Below are 24244 nucleotides of genomic sequence, written 5' to 3' on the forward strand. Positions count from 1 at the left end.
GGTGGCGGCGACTCCGGCTTTACAACGTTATAACCGCGTCGCGGCGGGCCCTGCAAGAGTCCGGGACAACGTTTTCCGGAATCCCCCGCCGGCGGGAATCGACGGCGGACGGCGGGGAGTTGACGGGCGTTCGGAGAGAGCGTGCGCGAGGTCTGGACAGCCTCCGCGCGGCGTGCTGTCATTCCGCTGCACGCCGTTTTCCAACGTTGGAATGATGACCGGCCGCCCCTCCGGGGCAACCGTTGCCGACCCCGTACGCCGACCCCGTACGCCGCTGCCGTGCGCCATTTCCGTGCACCCCCGACGCACGCTCCTGACGCACGCCCCTGCCGTACGCGGTCGCCCGGCCGGTCCCCGTGCCGGAGACACCGCACGCCGGAGCGCCCGAGGCACCCGAGGCGCCCGAGCCACCGCGTGTCCCTCCAGGCACACTCCGCCCTCTTCCCTCCTCCCCCGCACGAGGAAGACGCCATGAAAAGACGACGACGCGCCCCCCGTCCCCGCACCCGGCTCTGGTCCCTCCTCACCGCCGCCGCCCTGGTCGTCCCCGTGGGCGCCCTCACTCCCCCGGCCACGGCCCTCGCCGCGGACCACGCCCGGGCGGTGACCGCCTCCGAGGCCGCCGCCATCGAGGCCGCCTCCTCGGAGGCCGCCGCCATCGAGGTCCACGGTCTCAAGGGCGAGTACTTCGCCATGTCCGCGCCCGGCGCCCGTGACTTCGCCCGGCTCGGGGGCACCGCCCTCGACCCGCAGGTCGACTTCTCCGGGCTCACCGGCACCTTCGAGGCGCTGACCGGCCGCTCGGAGCACACCACCGCGCGCTGGACCGGCCGCATCGCGGCCCCGGTCACCGGCGACTACACCTTCCACGGCATCGGCGACAACGGCTTCCGGCTCTTCATCGACGGCAAGCCGGTCATCGACCACTGGGTGCCCGACTGGGACCGGGAGCAGACCAGCGCGCCCGTGCGGCTCACCGCCGGCGAGAAGCACGACTTCCGGCTGGAGATGTTCCAGGACGTCGGCGGCGCCAACATGTTCCTGCGCTGGTCGACGCCGGCGATGCCCAAGCAGCTCGTCCCCGAGTCCGCCTTCACTCCGCCGGACGACTTCGAGGTGTACCCCGTCGAACCGACCGTCCCGGCGAGCGGCCGGCAGCTCCGGCTCCGCTTCGACCGCCAGGTCGGCGGGCTCGACCGGCTCGCCGGTCACCTCACCGTCGAGGCCGACACCACCCCCCTGCCGATCCGTTCGGTCGCGGCCGCGCCCGGCGATCCGACGACCGCCGTCGTCGAACTCGACGCTCCGGTCCAGAAGGGCCAGCGGGTACGGATCGACTACGACGGCGCCGGCGGGCTGACCGACGGCGGCGAGACCGTCCCCCGGCTCCTGCGCTCCGCGGCGAACGCCTCCGCCCACCGCCTCACCACCGAGTGGGGCGACGAACTGGACCCGAAGAACCCGCTGCCCGAGTACCCGCGCCCCCAGCAGGTCCGCTCGCAGTGGAAGAACCTCAACGGCCCCTGGCAGTTCGCCGCGGGCAGGGCAGGCGAGACCCCGGCCTTCGGCAAGGACCTCTCCGAGCGGATCATCGTGCCCTTCCCGGTCGAGTCACAGCTCTCGGGCATCGAGCGGCACGAGGACCACATGGTCTACCGGCGGCTCGTGGACGTGCCCAAGGGCTGGAAGGTCGGCCGGTCCGGCCGGGACAACCGGCTGATGCTGAACTTCGGCGCCGTCGACCACCAGGCCACGGTGTACGTCAACGGCCGGAAGGTCGCCGAGCACACCGGCGGCTACGACGCCTTCAGCGCCGACGTCACCGACGCCCTCAAGGCGAAGGGCCCGCAGGAGATCGTCGTCGCCGTCACCGACACCGGCGGCCCGAACCAGCCCACCGGCAAGCAGTCCACGAACCCCGGCGGCATCTTCTACACCCAGTCCTCGGGCATCTGGCAGACCGTGTGGATGGAACCGGTCGCGCCCGTCGCCATCGACGACGTCGTCACCACCCCCGACGTCGACACCTCCACCCTCGCCGTGACGGTCCGGTCCGCCCGCGCCTCGGCCGGCGCGCGCGTCGAGGCGGTCGCCCGGGACGCCCGCGGCAGGGTCGTCGGCCGGATCAGCGGGCCCGCCGACCGCGAACTGCGGCTGCCCGTGCCGAAGCCCCGGCTGTGGAGCCCGGACGACCCGTACCTGTACGACCTCGACGTGCGGCTCACCGACGGCCGGTCCTCCGACCGCGTCGGCAGCTACTTCGGCATGCGGAAGATCTCCGTGGAGAAGGTCGGCGGCTTCCCGAAGCTGGTGCTCAACGGCAAGCCGGTCTTCTCGCTGGCCACCCTCGACCAGGGCTTCTGGCCCGACGGCCTGTACACGCCGCCGAGCGACGAGGCGCTCGCCTTCGACCTGGAGGCGCACAAGGAACTCGGGTTCAACGCGGTGCGCAAGCACATCAAGGTCGAGTCGGACCGCTGGTTCTACCACGCCGACCGGCTCGGTCTCCTCGTGTGGCAGGACTTCGTCTCCGGCGACCTCAAGGACGCGGCCGGGCAGCGGGCCTTCGTCGAACAGGGCCGGGAGATGATGCGCGAGCACCACGACTCGCCGTCCGTCATCGGCTGGATCGTCTTCAACGAGGGCTGGGGCGAGTGGAACCGCGAGGAGTCCGGCCGGATCGCCGAGTCGGTGAAGGCGGCCGACCCGTCCCGGATCGTCAACGCCCACAGCGGCGTCAACTGCTGCAACTCCAAGGGTGATTCGGGCAAGGGCGACATCCTCGACCACCACGACTACAACAACACCGACGCGCCCTACCCCGACCACCGGGCGGCGATGGACGGCGAGCACGGCGGCTTCACCCTGCGCACCCCCGGCCACATGTGGCCCGGCGCGCCGACCGTGATCTACAGCGGCGTCGCCGACAAGGAGGCGCTGACCCGGAAGTACGTCGAGAACACGGAGAAGTACTACCTGGAGGCGGCCGGCGCCGAGCTGTCCGGCTCCGTCTACACCCAGATCTCCGACCTGGAGAACGAGCTCAACGGCCTCTACACGTACGACCGCAGGGAGATCAAGGTCGATCCCGCGCGGGTCCGCGCGATCAACCGCGAGGTGATCGCGGCCGGGGCCGCCGCCGGGCGTCGCACGCCGGTGGCCGGCGGCGCCTCCTGGGCGCTGGACGAGGGGACGGGCACGACCGCCCGCGACTCCGGCCCGAACGGGGCTGCGCTCACGCTCACCGGGGACACGGCCTGGACGGCCGGTGCCGGCGGCGGGAGCGCCCTGCGCTTCGACGGCCAGGGCGACTACGCCCAGACGGAGGGACCGGTGGTGGACACCACCGCCGGCTACACCGTCTCGGCCTGGGCGACGCTCGACTCCCTCCCCGGCAACTACGCCACGATCGTCAGCCAGGACGGCCGGCGCCAGGAGAACCCCTTCTACCTCCAGTACGGCCAGGGCGCCTTCGCCTTCAGCACCCCGGGCGGCAACCGGGCCCGCTTCGTCACCACGCCCGAGCTCGGCCGCTGGTACCACCTGGTCGGCGTCCGCGACCCGGCCCGGAACGAGATCCGGCTGTACGTCGACGGGACCCTGGTGGCCACGGCGACGCCGGGCCCGGCGGACGTGAGCACCGGTCCGCTGGCGGTCGGCCGCGCCCGGTGGGGCGGCGGGAACGTCGACTTCTGGAAGGGCGCGGTGGACCGGGTCGGCGTCTTCGACAGGGCGCTGACCTCGGAGGAAGTGGCTGCTCTCGACGCCGCCGAACGACCGTAGCGTTCACGGCTCGCCGATCGGGGCCGGGCCCGGTCGCCTCGCGGCGGCCGGGCCCGGCGGTGCGGTCGGGCGGCCCGGGTGTCGCCTCCAGGGACCGACCGCGGGCGGTCGGGGGCTGCCGGTCGTCCATCGTGCGGGTGTCGTCGAGGGTCCCCTGGCCCCGCCCCTCGTTGAAGGGGACGTGGGTGGACCCGCCCACGGTCCCTGACATGCGTCCTCTCTCTCGCGGTGCGCGCCGGCGGTCCACGCCGTCGCGCACCGCGCCGATCCCCCCACGGGAGCAACCATGAACCGTGCCCGACGATGGCCCGGGGTGCCCGTCGCCCTGGCCCTGACCCTGCTCTTCACCCTGCTCACCGCCGCGGCCGTCACGGCGACCACCGCCGCCCCCGCCGCGGCGGAGCAGACGCCGCTGCGGGCCGCCGACCCCAGTGTGCTCCGGGTCGGATCCACGTACATCGCCGTCCAGTCGCATTCCGGCTCGCTGGTCGTCCGCCAGGCCGACTCCCCCGCCGGACTCGCCACCGCCCCCGCCCGCACCGTGTGGACCGACACCGGAGGGCTCGGCGAGGTCTGGGCCCCGGAGATCGTCCGCGACGGCGGGCGCTACTACGTCTACTTCGCCGCCGGGAAGGGGGCCGCGCACCGCATGTACGTCATCGGTTCGGACAGCCCCGACAGCGGCTACTCCCCCGCCTCCCGGCTCGCCCTGCCCGACGACAAGTGGGCGATCGACGGCACCCTGTTCACCTTCGGGGGGCAGCGCTGGTTCGTCTGGTCCGGCTGGGCCGGCGACACCGACGTCGAGCAGAACCTCTACATCGCCCGGATGAGCAGCCCCACGACCCCCACCGGCGCCCGGTACGTCATCTCCCAGCCGCGCGAGAGCTGGGAGCGGGTGGTCGGCGACCCGTACATCAACGAGGGCCCCGAGCCGATCAAGGACCCCGCCGGCCGGCTGCACATCGTCTACTCCGCCAACGGCAGCTGGAGCGACTCCTACTGCCTGGCCGACCTGCGGCTGCGGGCCGGCGGCGACCCCACGTACGTCTGGGACTGGTACAAGTCCAACGGCTGCCTCTTCGGCTCGCACCGCGACACCATGATGACCGGCTGGGACCCCACGCTGCACGTCGACGGCCCCGGCCACCACACCTTCGTCCTGCTCGACGGCGACATCGCCACCAGCCCGCCGGCCGGCCCGAGGTTCCCGCTCATGTTCCACGCCGTACGGAAGGGGACCCCGTACGCGTGGGAGAACCGCTACTGGAACACCGGCACCTTCTGCTGGTGGGGTGACACGACCTACCGCCGCGCCCATGTCCCCGGCCCGACCTCCGACACCGGCTGGAGCCTGAAGTTCTTCGAGTAGCGGCACGCTGAAGGGGCCGGGAAAACCCGCGGGACTCCGGCTTGAGACCATGGCAGCCTGTCGGCATGCCATGGGACCTCAAGGAGCACGCGGGTCGTCACTACGCCGTCCTGTTCCACTACGCCCTGCCCGACGACGCCTGGGCCGTGGAACTGAGCGAGGCGCAACCCGTCCCGGCCGGGGGCGATCAGCCCCCCGGCGCCGTGACGCACCTGCCGGGCCCCGCCTTCCTGGTGACCCTGGTCCCGGACGAGGATCCGGACGAGGAGCCGACCGTCCGCGTCTACAGCCCCGCCGACCGCGTCGTCCCCTACGAGATCATGCTCTGGTACCTGGAGCAGGTGGCCGACCAGGTGCGGCGCTGCCGTGCCGCGTTCGAGCGGGGAGAGTACTTCTGAGGTCACCCTCGCCCGCGGAGGGCGGCGCGGCCGGCGTAGCGGGCGGCCGCGCCGAGTTCTTCCTCGATGCGGAGGAGCTGGTTGTACTTCGCGGTGCGGTCGGAGCGGGAGAGGGAGCCGGTCTTGATCTGGCCGCAGCCGGTCGCCACCGTGAGGTCCGCGATGGTGGTGTCCTCCGTCTCGCCCGAGCGGTGCGACATGACGGCGGTCCAGCCGGCCGCGTGGGCCGTGGTCACCGCGGCCAGCGCCTCCGTCAGGGTGCCGATCTGGTTGACCTTGATGAGGATCGAGTTTCCGACGCCGGTGCTGATCCCCTCCCGCAGCAGGGCCTCGTTCGTGCAGAACACGTCGTCACCGGTGAGCTGGCAGCGGTCGCCGACGCGTGCGGTCAGCTCGCGCCAGCCGTCCAGGTCGTTCTCCGCCATCGGGTCCTCGATGGAGACGATCGGGTAGGCGTCGATGAGCTTGGCCAGGTAGTCGGCGTTCTCGGAGGGGGTGCGGCGCACCCCCTCGCCCGCGTAGTCGTAGACGCCGTCGCGGAAGAACTCGGACGAGGCCGGGTCCATGATCAGGCCGATGTCGGTGCCCGGGCGGTAGCCGGTGCGTTCGATGGCGGCCATGACGAAGTCGAGCGCTTCCTCGGCGGTGCGCAGCGCGGGCGCGAAGCCGCCCTCGTCGCCGACGCCGGTGGAGTGTCCGGCGGCCAGCAGGTCGCGGCGCAGGGTGTGGAAGACCTCGCTGCCCATGCGGACCGCCTCGGCGAAGCTGTCCGCGCCGACCGGCGCGATCATGAACTCCTGGAAGTCCAGCGGATTGTCGGCATGGGCGCCGCCGTTGACGATGTTCATCATCGGCAGGGGCAGGAGGTCGGCTCCGGCGCCGCCGAGGTAGCGGTAGAGGGGCTGGCGGTGGGCCGCGGCGGCGGCCTTGGCGGCGGCGAGGGAGACGCCGAGGATCGCGTTGGCGCCGAGCCGGGACTTCGTGGCGGTGCCGTCGAGGGCGATCAGCGCGGCGTCGAGACCTTCCTGGTCCGTCGCGTCGCGACCGCGCACCGACGCCGCGATCTCGCCGTCGACGTGGGCCACCGCGCGGTCGACGCCCTTGCCGTGCCAGCGTGTCGCGTCCCCGTCGCGCAGTTCCACGGCCTCCCGGGCACCGGTGGAGGCACCTGAGGGGACCGCCGCGCGTCCGAGGGATCCGTCCGCCAGGACGACGTCGACCTCGACGGTGGGGTTGCCGCGGCTGTCGATGACGCTGCGGGCGGTGACGGTCTCGATCGTGGTGGATCCGGCGTCCTGGGGTGCGGCTGCCTGTACGGACATGGGAGGTCCTTCCCGTCGTCGTGTGCCGGGGCCCTTGCTGCGACGGCGTTGGCGCCGGGCCCGACGATCCGGAACAGTACAGCAATGCTGAACACTTTGGCTGCACAGTTTGGCTGTACAGCATTGCTGTGCAGGTCAGCGCACCCGGCCGCGCGGAGCAGCGGGGTAAGGTGCGCTATGCCCTCCACGGAAGCCGCCGCCATCGCCACCGACCTGCGCACCGCCATGGGCAAGCTCACCCGGCGCGTCAAGCACGAGGACCGCATCCCCCTGGGCCAGGCCGCCGTGCTCGGCTCCCTCGACCGCAACGGCCCCATGACCACGAGCGACCTCGCCGCCGATCAGCGCGTGCGCCCCCAGTCGATGGCACGGGCGGTCGGGCTGCTCATGGAGCAGGACCTGATCACGCGCCGACCCCACCCCACGGACGGCCGCAAGTCGCTCGTCGAACTGACGGACGCGGGCCGCACCGCGCTCGAAGCCGAGCGCGGCCGCCGGGCCGGCTGGCTCGCGCAGGCCATCGAAGCCGAACTGACGGACGAGGAACGGGCTCTACTGGCGCGGAGCACGACACTCCTGGAGCGCCTCGCCACACGGTGACGCCCGGCGCCGAGGCCGTACCCGCCCGGGCGGCCGCGCCTCCCCCGCCCACCCGGGCGCACGTTCGACGAGGTCCGGACGCGGCCGCCCGCGGCCGGCGGTCTCGTCCGGGAATGATCCACTGACTGTTCGTCACCGCCCCGTTTCTGATAGTTGTTTCAGCGGGGTACGGGCACATGCCCGTGGCGGTGTCCCCCGACACCGCAGGGAGGACGTAGATGAGCACCACCACTCGGGACGAGATCCTCGCCGGCGAGCAGCGGGCGGTGGACCACGCGTACGACTGCTACGCCGCGAAACTGGCGGAGATGAGCGGCACTTCGGCCGCCACCGCCTCGGCGAGCGGCAAGGACGGGATCGCCAACCGGGCCGATGCCGAGGCTCGCGCGGAGGCATACGGAGGGCTCGGCGACGAAGCCCTGGTCTTCGCCCGCGTCGACGCGCCGGAGGACCCGGGCGGAGAGCCCCAGCCGTGGTACATCGGGCGCCGCGGAGTGAAGGACAGCACGAACGATCCGGTGGTCCTGCTCTGGACCAGCCCCCAGGCGAAGAAGTGGATCGAGACCCGGCCCGAGAACCCGGGCGAGGTGGTCCTGCGCCGGCAGCTCCGCTGCGTCCAGCGGATCGTCCGGAGCTACTTCGACGAGATCGCCCTGGCGTCGCCCGCGCCCGAGCCCGCCACCGTGTCCGCGCCCGAGCCCGAACCCTCGGCGGTACCCGAGCCCGTCGCCGTACCGGAGCCCCGCCGGCCCGCCGACGACCGCGCGGCGGAGGAGACCGACGCGTCCCCCGCCCCGGAGCTCCCGCCGGCCCCCACCCCCGGTGACGTCGTACGCCGCCAGCGACGGAAGGCGCTCCAGCCGGACGACTTCCTGCTGCGGGAGCTCCAGCGGTCGCGCGGCGGCCGGATGCGGGACATCGTCGAGACCATCCGCCGCGACCAGATGGAGCTGGTCACCGGCTCCCCGTCGGACATCCTCGTCGTACAGGGCGGCCCCGGTACAGGAAAGTCGGCGGTCGGTCTCCACCGGGTGACCTGGCTCGTCAACAACGAGCACTTCAAGGCCCAGGACATCCTGGTCATCGGCCCGCACCAGCGGTTCCTCGACTACGTCGGCCAGGTCCTGCCCACCCTCGGCACCCGGGACGTCAACGCCGTCCAGCTGGACCGCCTGTGGGAGGGCGAGATCCTCGGCACCGACGCGCCGGAGGCGCGCCTCGTGAAGTCGGACGCGCGCATGGCGGCCGTCCTGCGGCGCCGGGTCGAGAGCGACTACCGCCCCGAGGCCCTCGACGCCCTCACCGTCGAGCCGTCCTTCGAGGGCGACGAGCCCGCGGTCGTCGTCACCGCCGGCAGTACGACGCTGCGCGTGCCGAAGTCCGAGGTCCTGGCCCTCCTCGACCGGGCGCACTCCGGCGAGGGGCCCTTCCGGGAGCGGCGCGACCGCTTCCGCGGCCTCTTCGTCGACCGGCTCCTCCAGGAACTCGCCGACATCGCGCCGCGCCGCGGGCAGACGGGCACGATCCGCCGTGACCTGGAGCGCAACCGCCGCGTCGAGCGGCTCGTCGAGCGCGTCTGGCCGTCCCCCGGTCCCCGGGAGGCCCTGCGCACGCTCTACGACTCGGCCGACCTGCTGCGGGACTGCGCCGACGGCGTCCTCGACGACGACGAGCGGGCGGCCCTGCTGCGGGCCCGCGCCGCGAGCGCGGACGCCGACCCGTGGACCCTCGACGACCACGTCTGCCTCGAAGAGCTCGGCGTGCTCATCAGCGGCGACACCCCGCCGCGCTACGGCCACATCGTCGTCGACGAGGCCCAGGACCTCACCCCCATGCAGGCCCGCTCCCTGCGACGGCGGTGCGCCGCGAACGGCTCCATGACCGTCCTGGGCGACCTCGCGCAGGCGACGGGCGCCCACATCCCGGCAAGCTGGGACCTGCTCGGCGCGCTCCTCTCCGACCACGGCGACTGGAGCGTGGCCCAGCTCACCACCAGCTACCGAGTCCCCTCGGAGATCATGGAGTTCGTCGCTCCGCTCGCCCACGCGATCGCTCCGTCCCTGCCGTACCCGCAGGCCGTCCGGGAGGCGGGAGCGGACGCCGTACGGACCGTGGCGACCGAGCCGTGGAAGCTGCTCGACGACACGGTCGACCACGTGGCCCGGCTCGTCCGCACCAGCGACGGGAGCACCCCGCGCTCCGTGGCCGTCATCGTCCCCGACGACTCGGACTGGCTGGACGCGATCAGCCGCAGGATCGACGAGGGCGGCGCCATCGGCGAACGGCACCGCGACGCCGTGTCCGTCCTCGCCGCCACCCAGGCCAAGGGCATGGAGTACGACCACGTCCTGGTCATCGAGCCCGCCACCATCGCCGACCGCGGCCCCGCCGGGCTGCGCCAGCTCTACGTGGCCCTCACCCGCAGCACCCAGAGCCTCACCGTCCTGCACACCGCCCCGCTGCCTGCGGCACTCACCGCGCCCCCGGCCCCGCGATCCGCGGGCGACACCGGACCCACGGCACCGGACGCCCGGCCGGCGGACGCAGCAGGCGCGGCAGGCGCGGCAGGCGCGGCGGAGATCCTTCCCCGGATCGGCAGCGACGTCCGGGTCGAGGTCCTGGGCCACGTCTCCGGCGGCCGGTACAAGGTCAGGCCGCTGTCTCCCGTGATCGACCGTCCGCTCGTCCTCACCGTCCGCCAGGGCTCGATCCCTCCGCGCCGGGGCGACGAGCTGGACTGCTGGGTCTTCGCGAACGACACGAGCCAGACGGTGCTCACCGCCGATCAGCGCGGCCGGTCCCCCGTCTCGGAGCGGATGGCGGGCCGCTACCTCGCGGCGCTCGACGTGCTGGGCGAGCTCGCGGGCGGCGACGGCGACGTCCCCGAGGCCCGTGGCCGCCTCTCCGAGCTCCAGGGCATGGCCAATCGCATCCTCCGGCGGGACCAGGCCGACTGGGTCGACGTGCTCCACCTGTTCGGCGACCCGGACCGGGATCGGCTCGGCGTTCTGCGCGACCTCGCCGCGACGACCAACCGCGCGCTCAAGGACGGCACGTTCGACGCGGGCCGGCTCGCGGAGGGACTGGACGCCTCCGGCTGGGCCGGACCGCTCGCCGCGGCACGGCGCGAGCTCCAGGAACGCTTCGCCACCTCGGCCGAGCCCCCCTCCGACGACGCGACACCCGACGGCCGTGCCCCCGCCGACACGGGATCCGCCGACCCGCAGCAGTCCGACCAGAAGGAAGAAGCCCCGATGACGTCCGCGGACACCACCTCCGCCGCCCCGGCCCCGACGACGGGAGAGGGTTTCCTCGGCGCTCTGGAAGCGGCCGCCGAGACCGACCGCGCGTGCAAGAAGCACGAGGCGGTCCGCCACACGCTGATGGCCTCGCTGTTGTGGGCGGACCTCCAGCCGGCCGACTCGCCGCTCGTCGACGTCAGCTGCGCCACCGAGCACGGCCTCTTCCTCTACGAGGCCCTGGGCGCGGGCCGCTCGGCCTACGCGGACCTCCGGGAGGGGGCGACCCGGCTCCTCGAGATCAACCACACGCTCCCCGCTCCGGCCGACGGCCTCTATCTGGTCCTCGCCGAACCGCCGGCCGAGGACTGGTCCGCGGGCACGATCCGTGACGTCTTCCGCGTGCACGTCATCTGGCGCGGCGCGGCCGGATGGGAAGGCGAGAAAACGGACCTCGCGCTCGGGTCCGCCTAGTGACCGCACGCGTACGGGGGTGACTCGGGCCGTGGCGATCCGGGCGCCCCACGGCGCACGTCCGCACGCAGAGGGGACCGCACAACCCCGCGTGCGGTGCGCAGTCGGCCTCGCCGGGGCCTCCGCCCCGGAGAGCGACCGCTCCTCACCGACGACACTTTCCCCATAGTGCGGACGCCCGACACTAAGTGACGCTATGTTGCACGGGCGCAGACATCCTCAGCGACGAAGGGGTCCACCGTCATGGCTCGCCTCAACCTCTCCCATCTGGCGCAGGCCGCCGCCCAGAACATCCAGACCGCCGACGAGGTCCGTCGCGATCCGGCCGTCGTCAAGGCGGCCAAGCAGTTCGCGGAGGACGGCGCCAAGGCGCTCCGCTCCGGCGGCGTGCTGGCCCGCGAGGTCAAGTCCTCCTGGCTCCGCCACACCCCGCCGGCCGAGGGCACCGTCGCCGATGCGTGACTTCAGCGCGGAGGCCATGGGCCTCGTGATCCGTGAGCACCGTCAGGCGCAGAGCCCGCCGATGACCCAGGAGACCCTGGCCGAGCGGGCGGAGTACGGCAAGGGGGGCGCGGTCTCGGTCTCCCGGATCGAACGCGGGCTCATGAGCCCCGGCGACCACCGTCTGGCCGCCATCGCCCTGGCGCTCCGGCTGACACCGGCCCAGCTCGTGCAGGAGGCGGTGGACCGGACGGCGTCGCTCGCTCGCCAGCGGGGTGAGCGGCCGGCGAAACTCCGCGACCAGGTCGCGGAGACGAAGCGACGGCATGCCGAGATCGCCGAGAAGGTCGGCGAGCGGACGAAGATCACCCAAGAGCACGGGGAAGCCTTCAACCAGGTCCACGACGTCGCCCGCGACGACTTCTTCCTGAGGTTCGTGCGGGTGGCCGAGACCATCGGCGGGGCGCCCGGCCCGGAGAAGCCGGCCGAGGGGGAGATCGAGAGCACCGGCGAGATCCCCGCCGCGATACGCGTCGAGGCCATGTCCGCCGGGATCGCCAACGCGATCCGCGGTGCCGCCGCCGGAGGGGCGGCCGGGGTGGCGGTCGGCGGCGCCGCGGCCTACGGGGCGTTCACCGCCGCCGCGCTCTTCGGGACCGCGTCGACCGGAGCGGCCATTTCGACGCTGTCCGGAGTCGCCGCGACCAACGCGACCCTGGCCCTGCTGGGCGGCGGCACGCTCGCCGCGGGCGGTGCGGGCATGGCGGGCGGGATCCTCCTGCTCACCGGCATGGTCGCGGCCCCGGCCGCGGCGCTGGCGGCCGCCGGCTTCTACGTCCTGCGGAAGCGCCGGACCAAGAAGGAGGAGGAGCGCCTCCGCGCCGAGGTCGAAACGGCGGAGACGGCCCTGGCGCAGTCCCAGCGCGGCTTCGACACGCTGATCGACGTACTGGACCGCGCCACGGCGACCATGGACTACGTCAGCGTCCACGGCACCCACGCCCTCGACAAGTGGACGGCGGGCCTGCCTCCGGAGCCCAGGACCTGGGAGTCCCTCGGGCCCGACGGGCAGGCGCGGTACAAGGAGTTCCTCACCATGACGGGATGCCTGCTCGCCGTGGGCAGCATCAACGTCAGCGCACTCCTCACGGCCGAGCCCGAGACCCTGCGCGCGATGGACAAGGCCGTCGACGAGACCCTGCGCTACGCGGACAGGACCATCAAGTCGATCGTCTGACCCCCGCGGCTCGCCCCCGCCCCCTCAATCTCGCGGGACCGGGGACCGCTCCTCGGTCCTCGTCGGCGGACACGGTGGCCCCGCCGCCCGTCACGGGCGGCGGTCGCCCTGCCGTTCGCGGCGGTCGAGGCGGTCGATGCAGGCGATCAGTTTCGTCTCGCTGTGGCGCAGGCGGGCACGCTCGTCCGCCGGGAGCGAGGCAAGCGCGTCGGCGAGGGTGCGCGTCCGGGGGATGTGGACCAGCGCGCCCGAGTAGACGCGGCAGCCGGGGCACCAGACCAGACTGACGCACCGCTCGAACATCGGCGACTCGGGCGGATGGAGGCGGTACTGGTACGAGCGGACGGCCGACTCGCAGACGGCGCAGATGAGGCGGTCGCCGTCCCTGACCGTGTGCCAGGTCGCGGACTTGAGCCAGCGCTGCCGTCCGGCGGGTGCTCTTCATGTCGTCATGCGGGCCATTCTGCCTCATGGGGGTCGTCCTTCGGCGCGGGCGTCGTGTCGGGCAGGAGAAGACGGAAGGTGCAGCCTTCGCCGGGGCGGTTGTCCAGTTCCAGGCGTCCGCCGTGCGCGGTGGCGATGGCGGCGGCGATGGCGAGTCCGAGGCCGGTGCCCGGTTCGCGCGGGGGCTCGCTCAGGGTGGTGGCGGGCTGGTCGGGGGGTGTGGCGCGGTAGAAGCGGTCGAAGACGCGGGGGGCCTCGTCGGGGTGGATGCCGTGGCCGTGGTCGGCGACTTCGACGACGCAGACGGGGGTGCCGGGCGGGAGTGGTCCGGGGCCGCCGTGCGCGGGGGTGGCGGAGGTGCCCACGCGGACGTGGATGGCGCTGTGGGCGGGGGTGTGGGTGGCGGCGTTGGACAGCAGGTTGCCCAGGACCTGGGCGAGCTGGTGGGGGTCGCCGGGGGCCTCGATGACGTCGAGCTCGCCTCCGGTGTCCGTGGGGTGGTGCCTGAGGGGTTCGAGGGTGATGGTGCGGCGGGGGTGGCGTATCGCGGTGGTGGCGATGGCGTCGGCCGCCAGGGAGAGGAGGTCCACGGGTTCCCGGTGGGCGATCGGGGGCTCGCCGAGCTTGGCGAGCAGGAACAGGTCGTCGACGAGGCGGCTCATGCGGTCGGCGTTGTGGGCGATGAGGGTGTGGGCTTCGTGGCGTCGGCGGCCGGGCATGTCGGGTTCGTCGAGGAGGAGTTCGGCGAATCCCTGGATGGCGGTGAGCGGGGTGCGCAGTTCGTGTCCGGCGTCGGCCATGAAGTGCCGCAGCCGCGCCTCGGAGGTCTCCGTGCGGCGCAGGGCGGTGCGCAGGCGGTCGAGCATGGTGTTGAGGGCCAGGCCGAGCCGGCCGACCTCCGTGTCCGGGTCCGTCACGGGGACGTTGAGTTCGAGGGCCCCGTCGGTGATGTGCTGGGCGGTGCGCTCGACGTGGGTGAGGGGGCGCAGTCCGAGGCGGACCGCGCCGTTGCCGAGGACGACGACCCCGGCGGCGACGGCGACGCCGAGGGCGAGGCTGAGCCAGAGGAGTTTCGTGGTGGCCCCGTCCACCGTGTCGAGGGGCAGCGCAACGACAGCCCGCGTGCCGTCGGGTCCCGCGTAGGCGACCACGCGCCAGCCGGAGGCGGAGTCGCCGTGGGCGGGCAGCGTGCTCGGGCGGCCGACGGCCAGGTCCAGGTCGCCCGCCCGCCGCGGGAGCCGCGGGCCCGGACCGGACCCGCCGCCCAGCGAGGTGTCCAGCAGGCTTCCGTCCCCGCCATAGAAGTAGACCCGGTAGTCCGAGGGCAGGGCGTTGTCCGGTCCCGGCTCCCGGAGCGTTCCGGTGGCGGCGATGTCCCGGTAGACGGGGTCCGGGGGCCGGAAATGGGCGAGCCGGCTGTCGACCTGGTCGGTGAGCCAGCCGCGCAGGACGATCAGCCCGGCGAACTGGCACACGAGGACGGCGCTGGTGGCCAGCAGGCCGGCCAGGAGGACGAGGCGACTGCGCAGGGAACGCGGGCGCAGCCGGCGCATCGGCCGGCTCACCGGCCGGCCGGGGGCGTCTCGCCGCGCGGCAGCCGCAGGCAGTAGCCGACGCCGCGGACGGTGTGGATCAGCGCGGGCGGATCGCGGTCGATCTTGCGGCGCAGGTTCTTGATGTACGTGTCGACGATGCGGGTGTCTCCGGAGAAGTCGTACTGCCAGACCTGCTGGAGGATCTCGGCCTTCTCCAGGACGCGTTCGGGGTGGGCCAGCAGGCAGGCGAGCAGCCGGAACTCGGTCGGCGACAGCTTCAGCGGCCGGTCTCCGCGCCGTACGTCGTGGGTGGCCTCGTCGAGGGTGAGGTCGGCGTAGCGCAGCGGCGGACTCGCTCCGGCCGTGGAGGCGGGCGCATTGCTGCGGCGCAGGATGGCCCGGATCCGCAGCAGCACCTCCTGGACGTGGAAAGGCTTGGTGACGTAGTCGTCCCCGCCGGAACTGAGACCGATGATGCGGTCCTCGACGCCGGCGCGGGCGGTGAGGAACAGCACCGGTGTGTAGACGCCCTGGGCGCGCAGCTCGCGGGTGAGGCGGAAGCCGTCCGTGTCGGGCAGCATGACGTCCAGGACGATCAGATGGGGGCGCCTGCTGCCGGCCTCGAACATGGCTTCCTGACCGGTGGACGCGCTGGCGACGGTGTAGCCGGCCACCGTGAGCGCGGAGGTGAGCAGGGTGCGGATGCTGGCGTCGTCCTCCACGACCAGGACGGTGTGTCCGGTGGCCACGCGCGTGGGGGTGTGCTGGTCGATCACTCTCGGGCTCCTCGGGGAGCGGGCAGGCGGAACGGCACCGGGAAGGGCCTGGGGGTGGGGCGGACGGTCGGACGTGGTGGGGGCGGGGGTGAGCGCGGGGCGCAGGGAGGGGCGTGGGGGGCATGGTAGGGAGCGAATCTGTGCGAGAAGGCACAGAAAGCCGGTGTACCGGCACCCCGGGCGGCGTTCCCGAGAGAGTCGCCGCCCGGGGTGCCGACGCTCTCAGCCGGTCACGTCCTCGTTCTCGGCCAGGGCCGCGGTCCGGTCGGTGACGGTCTTGGTGAGCCGGGCCACGGCGTCGTCCAGTTCCCGCGAGCCGGCGCCCGCGGAGCGGGCCTGCGCCGCGACGGCCTTCAGCTCCCGCTCGGCCGTGCCGGAGCCGTAGAAGGTCTCGTACAGCTCCCGGTACGCCTTCTTGTAGACGCCGTCGAAGGCGTCGGACGCGAGGAACTTGGTCTTCAGGACGTGCTGCATGCCGCCCCTGCCGCCCGGACCTCCCTCGCCGCCGGGGCCTTCGCCCTGGCCGGGCATCGGCGGGAGGCCGCCCTCGGCGCCGCCCGGGAAGCCGCCCGCGCCACCGGTCTCCCCGCCGGGCGCGCCCCCGGGGAATCCCTCGGGCATGCCCTCCGGCATGCCTTCCGGGAATCCCTCCTGCGGGCCTCCGGTGCCACCCGTAGCTTCCGGATCTCGGGTGCCCCCTGTGCCTCCGGTACCTCCGCCGGCGGGCATGGCGCCCCGCATCCCGCCGCCCATGCTGATGGTGTCGTCGGGTCCGGCTGCCGCGTCTCCGTTGAAGGTGAGGTTGTAGTCCCAGCCCAGGACGGAGAACTTCTTGGTGTCGAGGTCGTACCGGAGCAGGTAGTTCTTGCCCGGTCCGGACATGTCGTCGAAGTTGAGCAACAGGTTCTGCGCGGCGAGGTAGGAGGCCAGGGAGTCGACGTCGACGTACATGTGGAGGTCCCGGGCGAACTCCTCGTCGGAGGCGCGGTCCGCCCATTTGACGAGCTTCATGACCGGTTCGAGGTCCTGGCTGCCCTTCTTGTTGAGCTGCTTGAAGGAGTCCTCGTACTCGCTGGGGTCGTCGCCGCGGTACGTGAAGCTGCCGCTCGCCTTGGCCTTGTAGAGCACGCCGTCGCCGTCGCCGATGTCGTCGGCGTAGTCGGTGTCGGGGGCCTCGACCATGAGGCGGGCGACGGAGGGCCGGTCGTTCACCTTCAGCTCGGTGAAGCCGAACCGCTCGGCCTTCTGTCCGCTCCTGGCGGTCAGGGAGAGCGAGAGGGCCTCGTTGAGGGGGACCTGGCCCTCGCTTCCGGGGCGCAGCGAGATCTCCCGCTCGCCCTGGTAGGCGCGGCCCTCGACGTACTCGTCGATCTTGACGAGCCAGGGCAGCTCCTCGGGCTTGTCCGCGGACAGGTCGTACTGGACCATCCCGCCCGGAGCGGCACCGCCGGCACCCGGTGCGCGAGCGGTTCCGGCGGCATCGCCGCCCGTACCGCCCTCGGCACCGGCACCAACACCGGCACCGGCACCGGCACCGGGCCGACTCTGACGGCCCTCCTGGCCTCCGGCACCGCCGCCGGCACCAGCGCCACCGTCGGCGTCGGCCGTACCGGCCTGGGGGAACCCCGCCCCGCCGCGCCCGCCGCCCGGCATGCCGCCGGGCATGCCCCGGGCGCCCCGCAGGGACGACAGCGTCGAGTTGCCCTTGAGACGGATCCCGACGTCGTCGAGGTGGACGCCGTCGATCACGAGGTCGGCCTCGATGTAGTCCTTGGTGCCGTCCTCCGTGAACTCCTTCATCATCCTGTCGAAGTCGGTCTGCTTATAGGTCAGCTGGATCGAGTGCGGCACGGTGGCGTCGTACAGGCCGACGGTCCCCTTGACGTCCTCGGTGATGGGGTCCCCCTCGACGCGCGAGGCGGACGTCACGTAAGGGGAGATCCGCACGTCACCGAGGAAGACGACCATGGCGGCGAGCCCGATGCCCAGTGCCGCCCCCGGCTTCCAGTGGTGGCGCAGCCGGACGGGCAGCCGGTCCTTGAGCCGCCGTCGCCGCTGCCGCGCGGTGGTCGGGCCGGTCATCACAGGTCCGTGGTGTCGTAGCCGGTCAGCACGGTGACCCGCTGGCCGGAGGTCCGCTCCTGGAGCGCGCCGACCAGGTCGCCGGGCTCGGCTCCCTTCTTCAGCCGCACCGTGTAGAAGACCTCGGTCAGCGCGCCGCCGCGGATCGTCTCGGTGCTGACGAGCTCGAACTCGCTCGTGTACTTGATGAGGACGTCGCGGATCTGCGGGGTGCAGTCCTCGCCGGCCGGGACCTGGACCTTGACGACCTGGCGCTGCACGTTGAGGGCGAACCAGTTGAACTTGAACATCACCAGGACGACGGCGCAGATGACGACGGCGCCGACGGCGGCCAGGGTGTAGAAGCGGGCGCCGCAGGCCATGCCGATCGCCATGGCCATGAAGATGAAGCCGACGTCCCTGGTCTCCTTGACCGCGTTGCGGAAGCGGACCACGGACAGGGCGCCGACCAGGGAGAACGCGCGGGCCAGGTTGGAGCCGACGACCAGCATGATGAGGGCGACGATCATGCCGACGATGACGAGGGTCTGCACGTAGGACTGGCTGTAGGAGACGTTCCGATGCGTGTACCGGTACACGTAGCCGATCATCGTGGACAGGATGAACGACAGCGCCATCGCCGCGACGACGTCGGCGACGCTGAACGTGCCGCTCAGCTCCTGGAGGTTGAGGTCGAAGTTCACTGCGCTCCTGCTTTCGACGGCGCGTCATGGCGCACCGACTGCTCATCGGTGGGTGTGGGGGTGGGGGTGGACGGCGGGTAGTCCGCCTCGTCGACGTGGAAGACCGAACGCGGGGCCAGGCCGAACGCCTCGACGGACTGCACGTACTTCGAGATCCGGACGAGGTTGAGGTTGCGCCGCGCGGCCAGGTCGGTGATCCAGTGCGGGGTGCGCTCGTTGACCTTGATCTCCATGACCGACATGTGCGGTGGGATCGTGAACCGGTTCTCCGGCGTGGGGATGCCGAAGTGGAAGTCCCGGTCGCGCCCGCGGACGCGGCGGTCGAAGGTGACCCGCAGGCCGGTGTCGGCGTCGCGGCCGACCAGGGCCTCGCGCTGGTACCCGGTGATGGCGGTGGGCTGGAGGTTCAGCCGCACGATCAGTTCGAGGACCTCCTGGACGAAGGCGCTCTCCTTCGCCGAGTGCTCCACCAGCTCCCGGCCGTCGCACAACCGGCGTGCCACGCCGTAGGGGAGGGTGATGCGGCGCTTCTGCGTGACCCGGTTGACGCGCTGCTTGATCTCGACACAGACCGGCGACGCGTCGGTGACCTGACCGAGGTCGCCGTAGTGCCGGATCCGCAGCTTGCGGCGGAACTTCAGACCCTCGATCTTCTCCCAGTAGAAGCGGAGTTGCGGGGTGTCGTAGTACAGGCTCCACACGCCGTAGCCGCCGACCGGACTGTGCAGGTCCCGGTCCATCCGCTCGGCCAGCTCGTCGCGGATGTCGGCTGCCTGCTCCACGGGAACCAGGTACTTCAGCTCGAACCGGTTGAACGCGTGCAGCCGACTGGCCACATGCAACGGCTCCTCTTCCGTCCGATCCCCGCCGGCGCCTGCCCGGGCCTCTTCTGCCCGGTCCTCACGCGCTGCGGCTGCCTTCGACAGGAACACCATGCGCCTCCTTGCTCGTACGTTGCGGACCGACCGGCGAGGCACACGCAACCAACGGCAGATGAGCAGCCCATGAAAATCGCGGGTGGATTCCAGGAGTAATCCAGGAGTCGGCAAGGTGAACGAACGGTGCACTGGGCGTGATGCGCACGGCACGGGAGTGCGCCGCGCACGAGTGGAGGGGGGCACGGTCTCCCGTGCCCCCCTCCTGTCGCGCCGTCAGGTGAGCGGGTTCAGGTGATGAACCACAGCAGCGTGACCCTGATGTCGAGGTCCTCGTGCCAGCCGACTCCGACGCGGACCCCCACCTGCCCCCGGTCCATGGACACCAGGTTGTGGAGGGTGACGACCGCGTCTCCCATGATGGGCTTGTCGGTGGCACGGCTGAATTCCGTGGCGGAGCCGAGCACCATGGCGTAGGCCCCCTTGAAAGCGGGGACGTCCAGGACTCGTGCGAAGACGCCGTGGCCCCTCATGTCGAAGGACTGGGAGGCCATCTCCGGATTCAGCAGGGCCGGGCCGGCGATCCCGCCGGCGGACGGGATCGCCTCCTCGGGCCGGGCCCGCGCCGCGCCGTCGTCGGCCGTGTTCCGGGCGGCGGATTCACGAAGGGTGTGGTGAGTCATGTCCTTGTCCTTCCCGTGAGGAGAGATCCCGCCGGGGCAGCGGCATGTCCGTGCCCGTCATGGGCGCCGTGCCTGTACGGGGATCTCCGGCGGACCGGACCGTGCACGCCGGCGGCTCGACGAGGGAGAACGTCTCGGCCTCGCCGTGCGAGCCGACCGGGTGGGTACCGGTCTTCTCCCTCCATGGTGGGACGGATCCGTGCCGCCGCGACCCCCTGAAGTCAGGGATGGACGGAGAGCGGACCGGGTGGCAGCGAGGCGGACCGGGGCCGGGCGGTTCAGCGGGTCAGTGCCGCGCTGAGTTCGTCTCGCCCGTCGGCGCCGGTCTTGCGAAAGACTGCCTTGAGGTGGTCGTTGACCGTGTACGCGGACAGGTCGAGGCGGCGGGCGATCTGCTTGACGGACGCTCCCGTGCGCAGCTGCGTGACGACGTCGCGTTCCCGGGGTGTGAGGGAGTACCACGCGCTCAGGGACGGCAGGACGAGGTCCCAGGTGGCCCCCTGGACGACGAGGGCCACGTCGCCTGTGGCGCCCTCGTCGAGCACCTGGCCCTGGCAGGTGGTCCAGCGGCCGCAGGCCGCCGGGGGCGCGCACACCAGAGGGAGCGACCCGCCCTGACGGCGGGCTTCCGCCCGGGTGACGAGGGAGAGCGACAGGAGGAAGGCTTCCGGCACCCACGAGGGGATGGCGTGCGCCGCCCACTGGTCCAGCCACAGCCGCGCCTGTGGGCTGACGGCCTTGATCCGGTGGTCGGGGCCGACGGTGACCACTCCCGCCGCCAGGGGCGGAACCTCGGGGCAGAGGGGGCCGGCGGTCGCGTACCGGCGCAGGGCGGCCAGCAGTGCCGGTACGAGCCGGGCGGCCCGCTCGGCGTCGTTCTGGCCGAACGGCGCCACGCCCGCGCAGCGGAGCAGCCCGAGCGCTCCCCACACGCCCCGCCTGTCCCGCAGCAGCAGGCGCAGCTCGGAACTCGCCCCGTGGGCGGTGAGGATCTCCCGCATGCGCGGGTCCGGCGCGGGTGTGCCGTCCGTCGCCGCCCCCAGGACGACGGCCGGGGTCCGCAGGAGCGTCGGGACCGCCGGGCGCCGCGCGCCGCCGCCCAGATGCCGGTGCAGGACGAGTTCCCTGACCAGCGCGGGGTCGTAGTCGTGCCAGAAGCTGAAACTGCCCAGTCCGGGACCGGTCGCGGGGTCGGTCCCCACCAGGCTCAGCGCGTCGTGGGCGACGATGGGGGCGAGCACCCGCGAGATCCCCGCTCCGGCCTGCTCGGGGCCGGTGTCCTGGCTCGCCGCCGCGTAGAGGTCACCCGCCAGACGCCTGTCGTCGAAGAACGTGAGGCCCATGTCGCACCATTATCCCCGCATGTGCGGGGTGCGGCCCGGGACGGCCGGGAACCCCGGCGGGCCTCGCCCCCACATGACCGACGACGCGGGGTGAGAGCGAGGACCGTCGGACGGCCACCGGCGAGCGGTCCGGGCCTGCTCGCCCGGACCGCTCGCCGCGTGTGCTCCTTGTCAGGCCGTCGGGCCGGCCGGGTGGAAGTTGACGCGCTCGCGGACGACGGGGAAGCCCGCCCTGGCGAAGTTCGCGGCCATGGGGAAGTTGCCCCGGTCCGTCGCTCCGCTGACGGACTCCGCACCCTGCTCGACGAGGAAGCGGGTGCATTCCGCGAGGAGGTCGTAGGCATAGCCTCGGCCGCGCTGTTCGGGGAGGACCCCGATGAAGCCGATGGTCGGACCGGAGGGGTTGTGGGCCGGGATGTGGATGCCGGCCAGGTCGCCCTCCGGCGTGTGCGCGAGCTGCCACCACTCCCGCGGGGACGGGCACCAGTGGAAGAAGTCGAGTTCCTCCTGGGCGGCCCGGTCGAGGCCGCCCTCCTCGATGGCCCTGAGCGCGTGCGCGTCCAGGGTCGCGGAGTGGATCCGGCGCAGCGCGTCGAGGAACACGGCGTCGTCGGGTTCGGCGCGGAAGCGCAGGCGTCCCGGCCGCTCGGGCAGACCTCGCTCCGGCGTCCAGTGGTACAGGAAGCGTTCCACCAGGAGTTCGTACCCGGCGGCGCGTGCGGCGGTGAAGCGGGCTTCGGCGGCGGCGCGCCGGCCGGGCTCGTCCCGCCAGCCGCCGGGCAGGTTGATCTCCAGTTCGACCTGCCAGGGGGCGGAGCGCAGGAGTTCGGCCCCGGCCTCCTCCTCGCCCTCGGCCACGTCGAACCAGTTGATGTTGACGGGCTCCGCGTCGTCGGGGCCGCCCCACCAGGCGCCGCGCGCGACGACCTCGCCGTCGCGCAGGGCCACGCGCTTCCACTCGGGGCGGAACTGGGTGCGCCGATGGCCCTCACGGGCGCCCAGGGGGTCGGGAAGGGTGTCGAAGAGCGGTGCGTCGCTCGCGGAGAGCGTGCGGATGACCAGATCGGTCATGGATTCCTCCGGGATACAGGCTGCTTGGAGCGCTCCCGGTCAGATCTCACGCGCCACGCCGGGGCAGCGGAGAAGGGAGCGCTGGAAAAGTGTGAACTGCACGGCACTCGCCTCCTTCCGTCTGTCTCAGGGCGTGGAGCCACACAGTACGTGATCTTCCGCGGGCCGTCCATGGATGACCGCCGCTCCTGCGGGGAGGGCGGTCCGCGGTCCCCTGAGAGGGCGTCAGCTCACCCTGCTCCGGCGGGTGTCCGATGCGGGAGAAGGGAAGACGAGAGCGGAGGCGAGTTCGCGCCACTCCCGCTCGGGCAGGGCGGCCGGATCGGCGCTCAGCACCTGCAGGCAGACGTGGTCGGCGCCCGCGTCGAGGTGCTCCCGCACGCGGTGGCGGATCGCCTCGGTGTCGCCGTAGGCGACGATCGCGTCCACCAGCCGGCGGCTCGGGCCGCCGGTGACGTCCTCGTCGCCGAAGCCGAGCCTCCGGACGTTGGCCTGCTGGTGCGGCGCCATGGCGACGTATCCGGCGACGTGTGCCGTGGCCACCTCCCGGGCCCGGCCGAGGTCGGCGTCCAGGACCACGGCCTGCTCGACTCCGAGGAAGGCGTCCGGCCCCATGATCGTCCGGGCTAGCGCGGTGTGTTCGACAGGCACGAAGTAGGGGTGCGCGCCCCAGGTGCGATCGGCGGCCAGCCGGAGCATCTTCGGGCCGAGGGCGGCCAGGACGCGGCGGGGAGCCGGGTCGGGTACGGGGCCGTGGGCGGGGGTCGCGTCCATGGCGTCGAGGTAGGCGCGCATCGTGGCGAGCGCCCTGCCCCGGGCCGGGACGGGGTAGCCGTCCACCTCGTGGACGGTGTCGTCGACCCGGTGCCCGCCCAGGCCGAGCAGGTAGCGTCCGGGGAACGCCTCCCCGAGGGTGCGGGTCGCGTTGGCCATGGCGATCGGATCGCGGAAGGCGATGTTGGCGATGCCGGACGCGACGGTGATCCGGCGGGTCGCCGCCAGCAGTAACCACGCCTGTCCCACCGTGTCGCGGCCGAACGCCTCACCGTGCCAGATGGCTCCGTACCCCAACTCCTCGAGTTCCGCGGCCGATTCCCGTACGCGTCCGGCGGGGTGTCCCTCGTAGGCGAAGGTCCAGATCCCGACCCGGCCGAGCCGGGTCCGCGTGTCGTCCGTCATCCGTCACTCCTTCAGCAGCGTTCCGGAGAGGTTCTCCGTTTTTCTTCCGGCTACCCTACGGAGAACCTCTCCGGTTCGCCATCCCGGGAGCCGACCGAAGGGCGGGACGATGACGAACAGCCAGGGACGGACTCCGGCCGGACCTCCGCGGCGCACGGACGCCCGGCTCAACCGGGAGCGTCTGGTGGCGGCGGCGCGAGAGGTGTTCGCCGAAGCCGGGCCCGGCGCCTCCCTCAACGAGATCGCCCGCCGGGCGGGGGTGGGCCCCGGCACCCTGTACCGCCACTTCCCCGACCGCTCCGCCCTGTTGACCGCGGTCCTCGCGGACCGGATCGAGACACTGGGCGCGCAGGCGGAACGGCTGCTCGTGTCGGAGGACGCCGACGACGCCCTGGAGCGATGGCTGCGGGCCTTCCTCGCCCACGCCCGCGCGAACCAGGGCATGGGCAGCGCCCTGCTGGCCGATGCGGCCGGCGAGGCGGGGATCGACTGCCACCGGCGCATCCTGGACATGGCCACCGGTCTCCTCGCCCGGGCCCAGCAGCACGGAACGGCCCGCGCCGACCTGACCGCCGACGACCTCCTCCACCTCGTCGTCGGGATCGCCCTGTCCACGGCCCAGGACGAGCGGACCGGCCGTCCCGGGCTCCTGCTGGGCCTGGTCCTGGACGCCGTGCACGGGACACCGCGCCGGAGGGCGTGACGCC

At 72.7% G+C, this 24244-nt stretch carries 19 protein-coding genes; 8 read left to right on the plus strand and 11 right to left on the minus strand.

Annotated elements, in window-relative coordinates; all coding sequences use genetic code 11:
* The first annotated feature begins 471 nt into the window (after nucleotides 1-471).
* From ACFVU3_RS21540 to ACFVU3_RS21550, 3 genes are all read left to right on the plus strand, one after another.
* Nucleotides 472-3783 (plus strand): LamG-like jellyroll fold domain-containing protein, encoded by a 3312-nt coding sequence (locus ACFVU3_RS21540; RefSeq protein ID WP_390068352.1) that lies wholly within the window; start codon nucleotides 472-474, stop codon nucleotides 3781-3783.
* Between the two features lie 286 nt (nucleotides 3784-4069).
* Nucleotides 4070-5155: a glycoside hydrolase family 43 protein gene (locus ACFVU3_RS21545; RefSeq protein ID WP_390068354.1), complete on the plus strand. Its 1086-nt coding sequence runs from the start codon at nucleotides 4070-4072 to the stop codon at nucleotides 5153-5155.
* A 65-nt stretch (nucleotides 5156-5220) separates the two neighbouring features.
* Nucleotides 5221-5553, plus strand: coding sequence for a hypothetical protein (locus ACFVU3_RS21550; protein ID WP_390068356.1), 333 nt, complete (start codon nucleotides 5221-5223; stop codon nucleotides 5551-5553).
* Nucleotides 5554-5555: 2 nt separating this feature from the next.
* Here ACFVU3_RS21550 and eno read toward each other — a convergent pair whose 3' ends face one another.
* A complete protein-coding gene (gene eno, locus ACFVU3_RS21555) occupies nucleotides 5556-6875 on the minus strand; it encodes a phosphopyruvate hydratase (RefSeq protein WP_390068358.1) in 1320 nt (439 codons plus the stop codon).
* A 177-nt stretch (nucleotides 6876-7052) separates the two neighbouring features.
* Between eno and ACFVU3_RS21560 the strand changes: the two genes are divergently transcribed.
* From ACFVU3_RS21560 to ACFVU3_RS21575, 4 genes are all read left to right on the plus strand, one after another.
* Nucleotides 7053-7475, plus strand: coding sequence for a MarR family winged helix-turn-helix transcriptional regulator (locus ACFVU3_RS21560; protein ID WP_390068360.1), 423 nt, complete (start codon nucleotides 7053-7055; stop codon nucleotides 7473-7475).
* 218 nt (nucleotides 7476-7693) lie between these two features.
* Nucleotides 7694-11188, plus strand: coding sequence for an ATP-binding domain-containing protein (locus ACFVU3_RS21565; RefSeq protein ID WP_390068361.1), 3495 nt, complete (start codon nucleotides 7694-7696; stop codon nucleotides 11186-11188).
* 243 nt (nucleotides 11189-11431) lie between these two features.
* The gene (locus ACFVU3_RS21570; RefSeq protein WP_390068363.1) at nucleotides 11432-11650 is read left to right on the plus strand and encodes a hypothetical protein; all 219 of its coding nucleotides are present in this window, start codon (nucleotides 11432-11434) and stop codon (nucleotides 11648-11650) included.
* Nucleotides 11643-12866 carry a hypothetical protein gene (locus ACFVU3_RS21575; protein ID WP_390068365.1) on the plus strand — a complete coding sequence of 408 codons (1224 nt, stop codon included), beginning with the start codon at nucleotides 11643-11645 and terminating at the stop codon, nucleotides 12864-12866. The genes ACFVU3_RS21570 and ACFVU3_RS21575 overlap by 8 nt, the downstream gene beginning before the upstream one ends.
* 90 nt (nucleotides 12867-12956) lie before the next feature.
* Here the strand turns inward: ACFVU3_RS21575 and ACFVU3_RS21580 are convergent, their stop codons facing one another.
* The 10 genes from ACFVU3_RS21580 to ACFVU3_RS21625 form a co-directional block, all read right to left on the minus strand.
* Nucleotides 12957-13169: a hypothetical protein gene (locus ACFVU3_RS21580; RefSeq protein WP_390068366.1), complete on the minus strand. Its 213-nt coding sequence runs from the start codon at nucleotides 13167-13169 to the stop codon at nucleotides 12957-12959.
* 146 nt (nucleotides 13170-13315) lie between these two features.
* Entirely contained in the window at nucleotides 13316-14863 is a 1548-nt protein-coding gene (locus ACFVU3_RS21585) for an ATP-binding protein (RefSeq protein WP_390068368.1), read from the minus strand.
* An 8-nt stretch (nucleotides 14864-14871) separates the two neighbouring features.
* Nucleotides 14872-15621 (minus strand): response regulator transcription factor, encoded by a 750-nt coding sequence (locus ACFVU3_RS21590; RefSeq protein ID WP_390068370.1) that lies wholly within the window; start codon nucleotides 15619-15621, stop codon nucleotides 14872-14874.
* Between the two features lie 222 nt (nucleotides 15622-15843).
* Nucleotides 15844-17703, minus strand: a complete 1860-nt coding sequence (locus ACFVU3_RS21595) for a CotH kinase family protein (protein ID WP_390068371.1) — start codon at nucleotides 17701-17703, stop codon at nucleotides 15844-15846.
* Nucleotides 17703-18386 carry a DUF4956 domain-containing protein gene (locus ACFVU3_RS21600; protein ID WP_390068373.1) on the minus strand — a complete coding sequence of 228 codons (684 nt, stop codon included), beginning with the start codon at nucleotides 18384-18386 and terminating at the stop codon, nucleotides 17703-17705. Before ACFVU3_RS21600 ends, ACFVU3_RS21595 begins: the two co-directional genes overlap by 1 nt.
* Nucleotides 18383-19222, minus strand: a complete 840-nt coding sequence (locus ACFVU3_RS21605) for a polyphosphate polymerase domain-containing protein (protein ID WP_390068375.1) — start codon at nucleotides 19220-19222, stop codon at nucleotides 18383-18385. Before ACFVU3_RS21605 ends, ACFVU3_RS21600 begins: the two co-directional genes overlap by 4 nt.
* Nucleotides 19223-19551: 329 nt before the next feature.
* Nucleotides 19552-19944: a hypothetical protein gene (locus ACFVU3_RS21610; protein ID WP_390068376.1), complete on the minus strand. Its 393-nt coding sequence runs from the start codon at nucleotides 19942-19944 to the stop codon at nucleotides 19552-19554.
* Between the two features lie 278 nt (nucleotides 19945-20222).
* Nucleotides 20223-21287, minus strand: a complete 1065-nt coding sequence (locus ACFVU3_RS21615; protein WP_390068378.1) for a response regulator transcription factor — start codon at nucleotides 21285-21287, stop codon at nucleotides 20223-20225.
* Nucleotides 21288-21458: 171 nt separating this feature from the next.
* Nucleotides 21459-22358 (minus strand): GNAT family N-acetyltransferase, encoded by a 900-nt coding sequence (locus ACFVU3_RS21620; protein ID WP_390068380.1) that lies wholly within the window; start codon nucleotides 22356-22358, stop codon nucleotides 21459-21461.
* Nucleotides 22359-22583: 225 nt separating this feature from the next.
* The gene (locus tag ACFVU3_RS21625; protein WP_390068382.1) at nucleotides 22584-23537 is read right to left on the minus strand and encodes a TIGR03620 family F420-dependent LLM class oxidoreductase; all 954 of its coding nucleotides are present in this window, start codon (nucleotides 23535-23537) and stop codon (nucleotides 22584-22586) included.
* Nucleotides 23538-23646: 109 nt separating this feature from the next.
* On the opposite strand from ACFVU3_RS21625, the gene ACFVU3_RS21630 reads away from it, so the two are divergent.
* Nucleotides 23647-24240, plus strand: a complete 594-nt coding sequence (locus ACFVU3_RS21630) for a TetR/AcrR family transcriptional regulator (protein ID WP_390068384.1) — start codon at nucleotides 23647-23649, stop codon at nucleotides 24238-24240.
* The last annotated feature ends 4 nt before the right edge of the window (nucleotides 24241-24244 follow it).

The sequence above is a fragment of the Streptomyces sp. NPDC058052 genome, assembly GCF_042885515.1.
GTDB lineage: Bacteria > Actinomycetota > Actinomycetes > Streptomycetales > Streptomycetaceae > Streptomyces.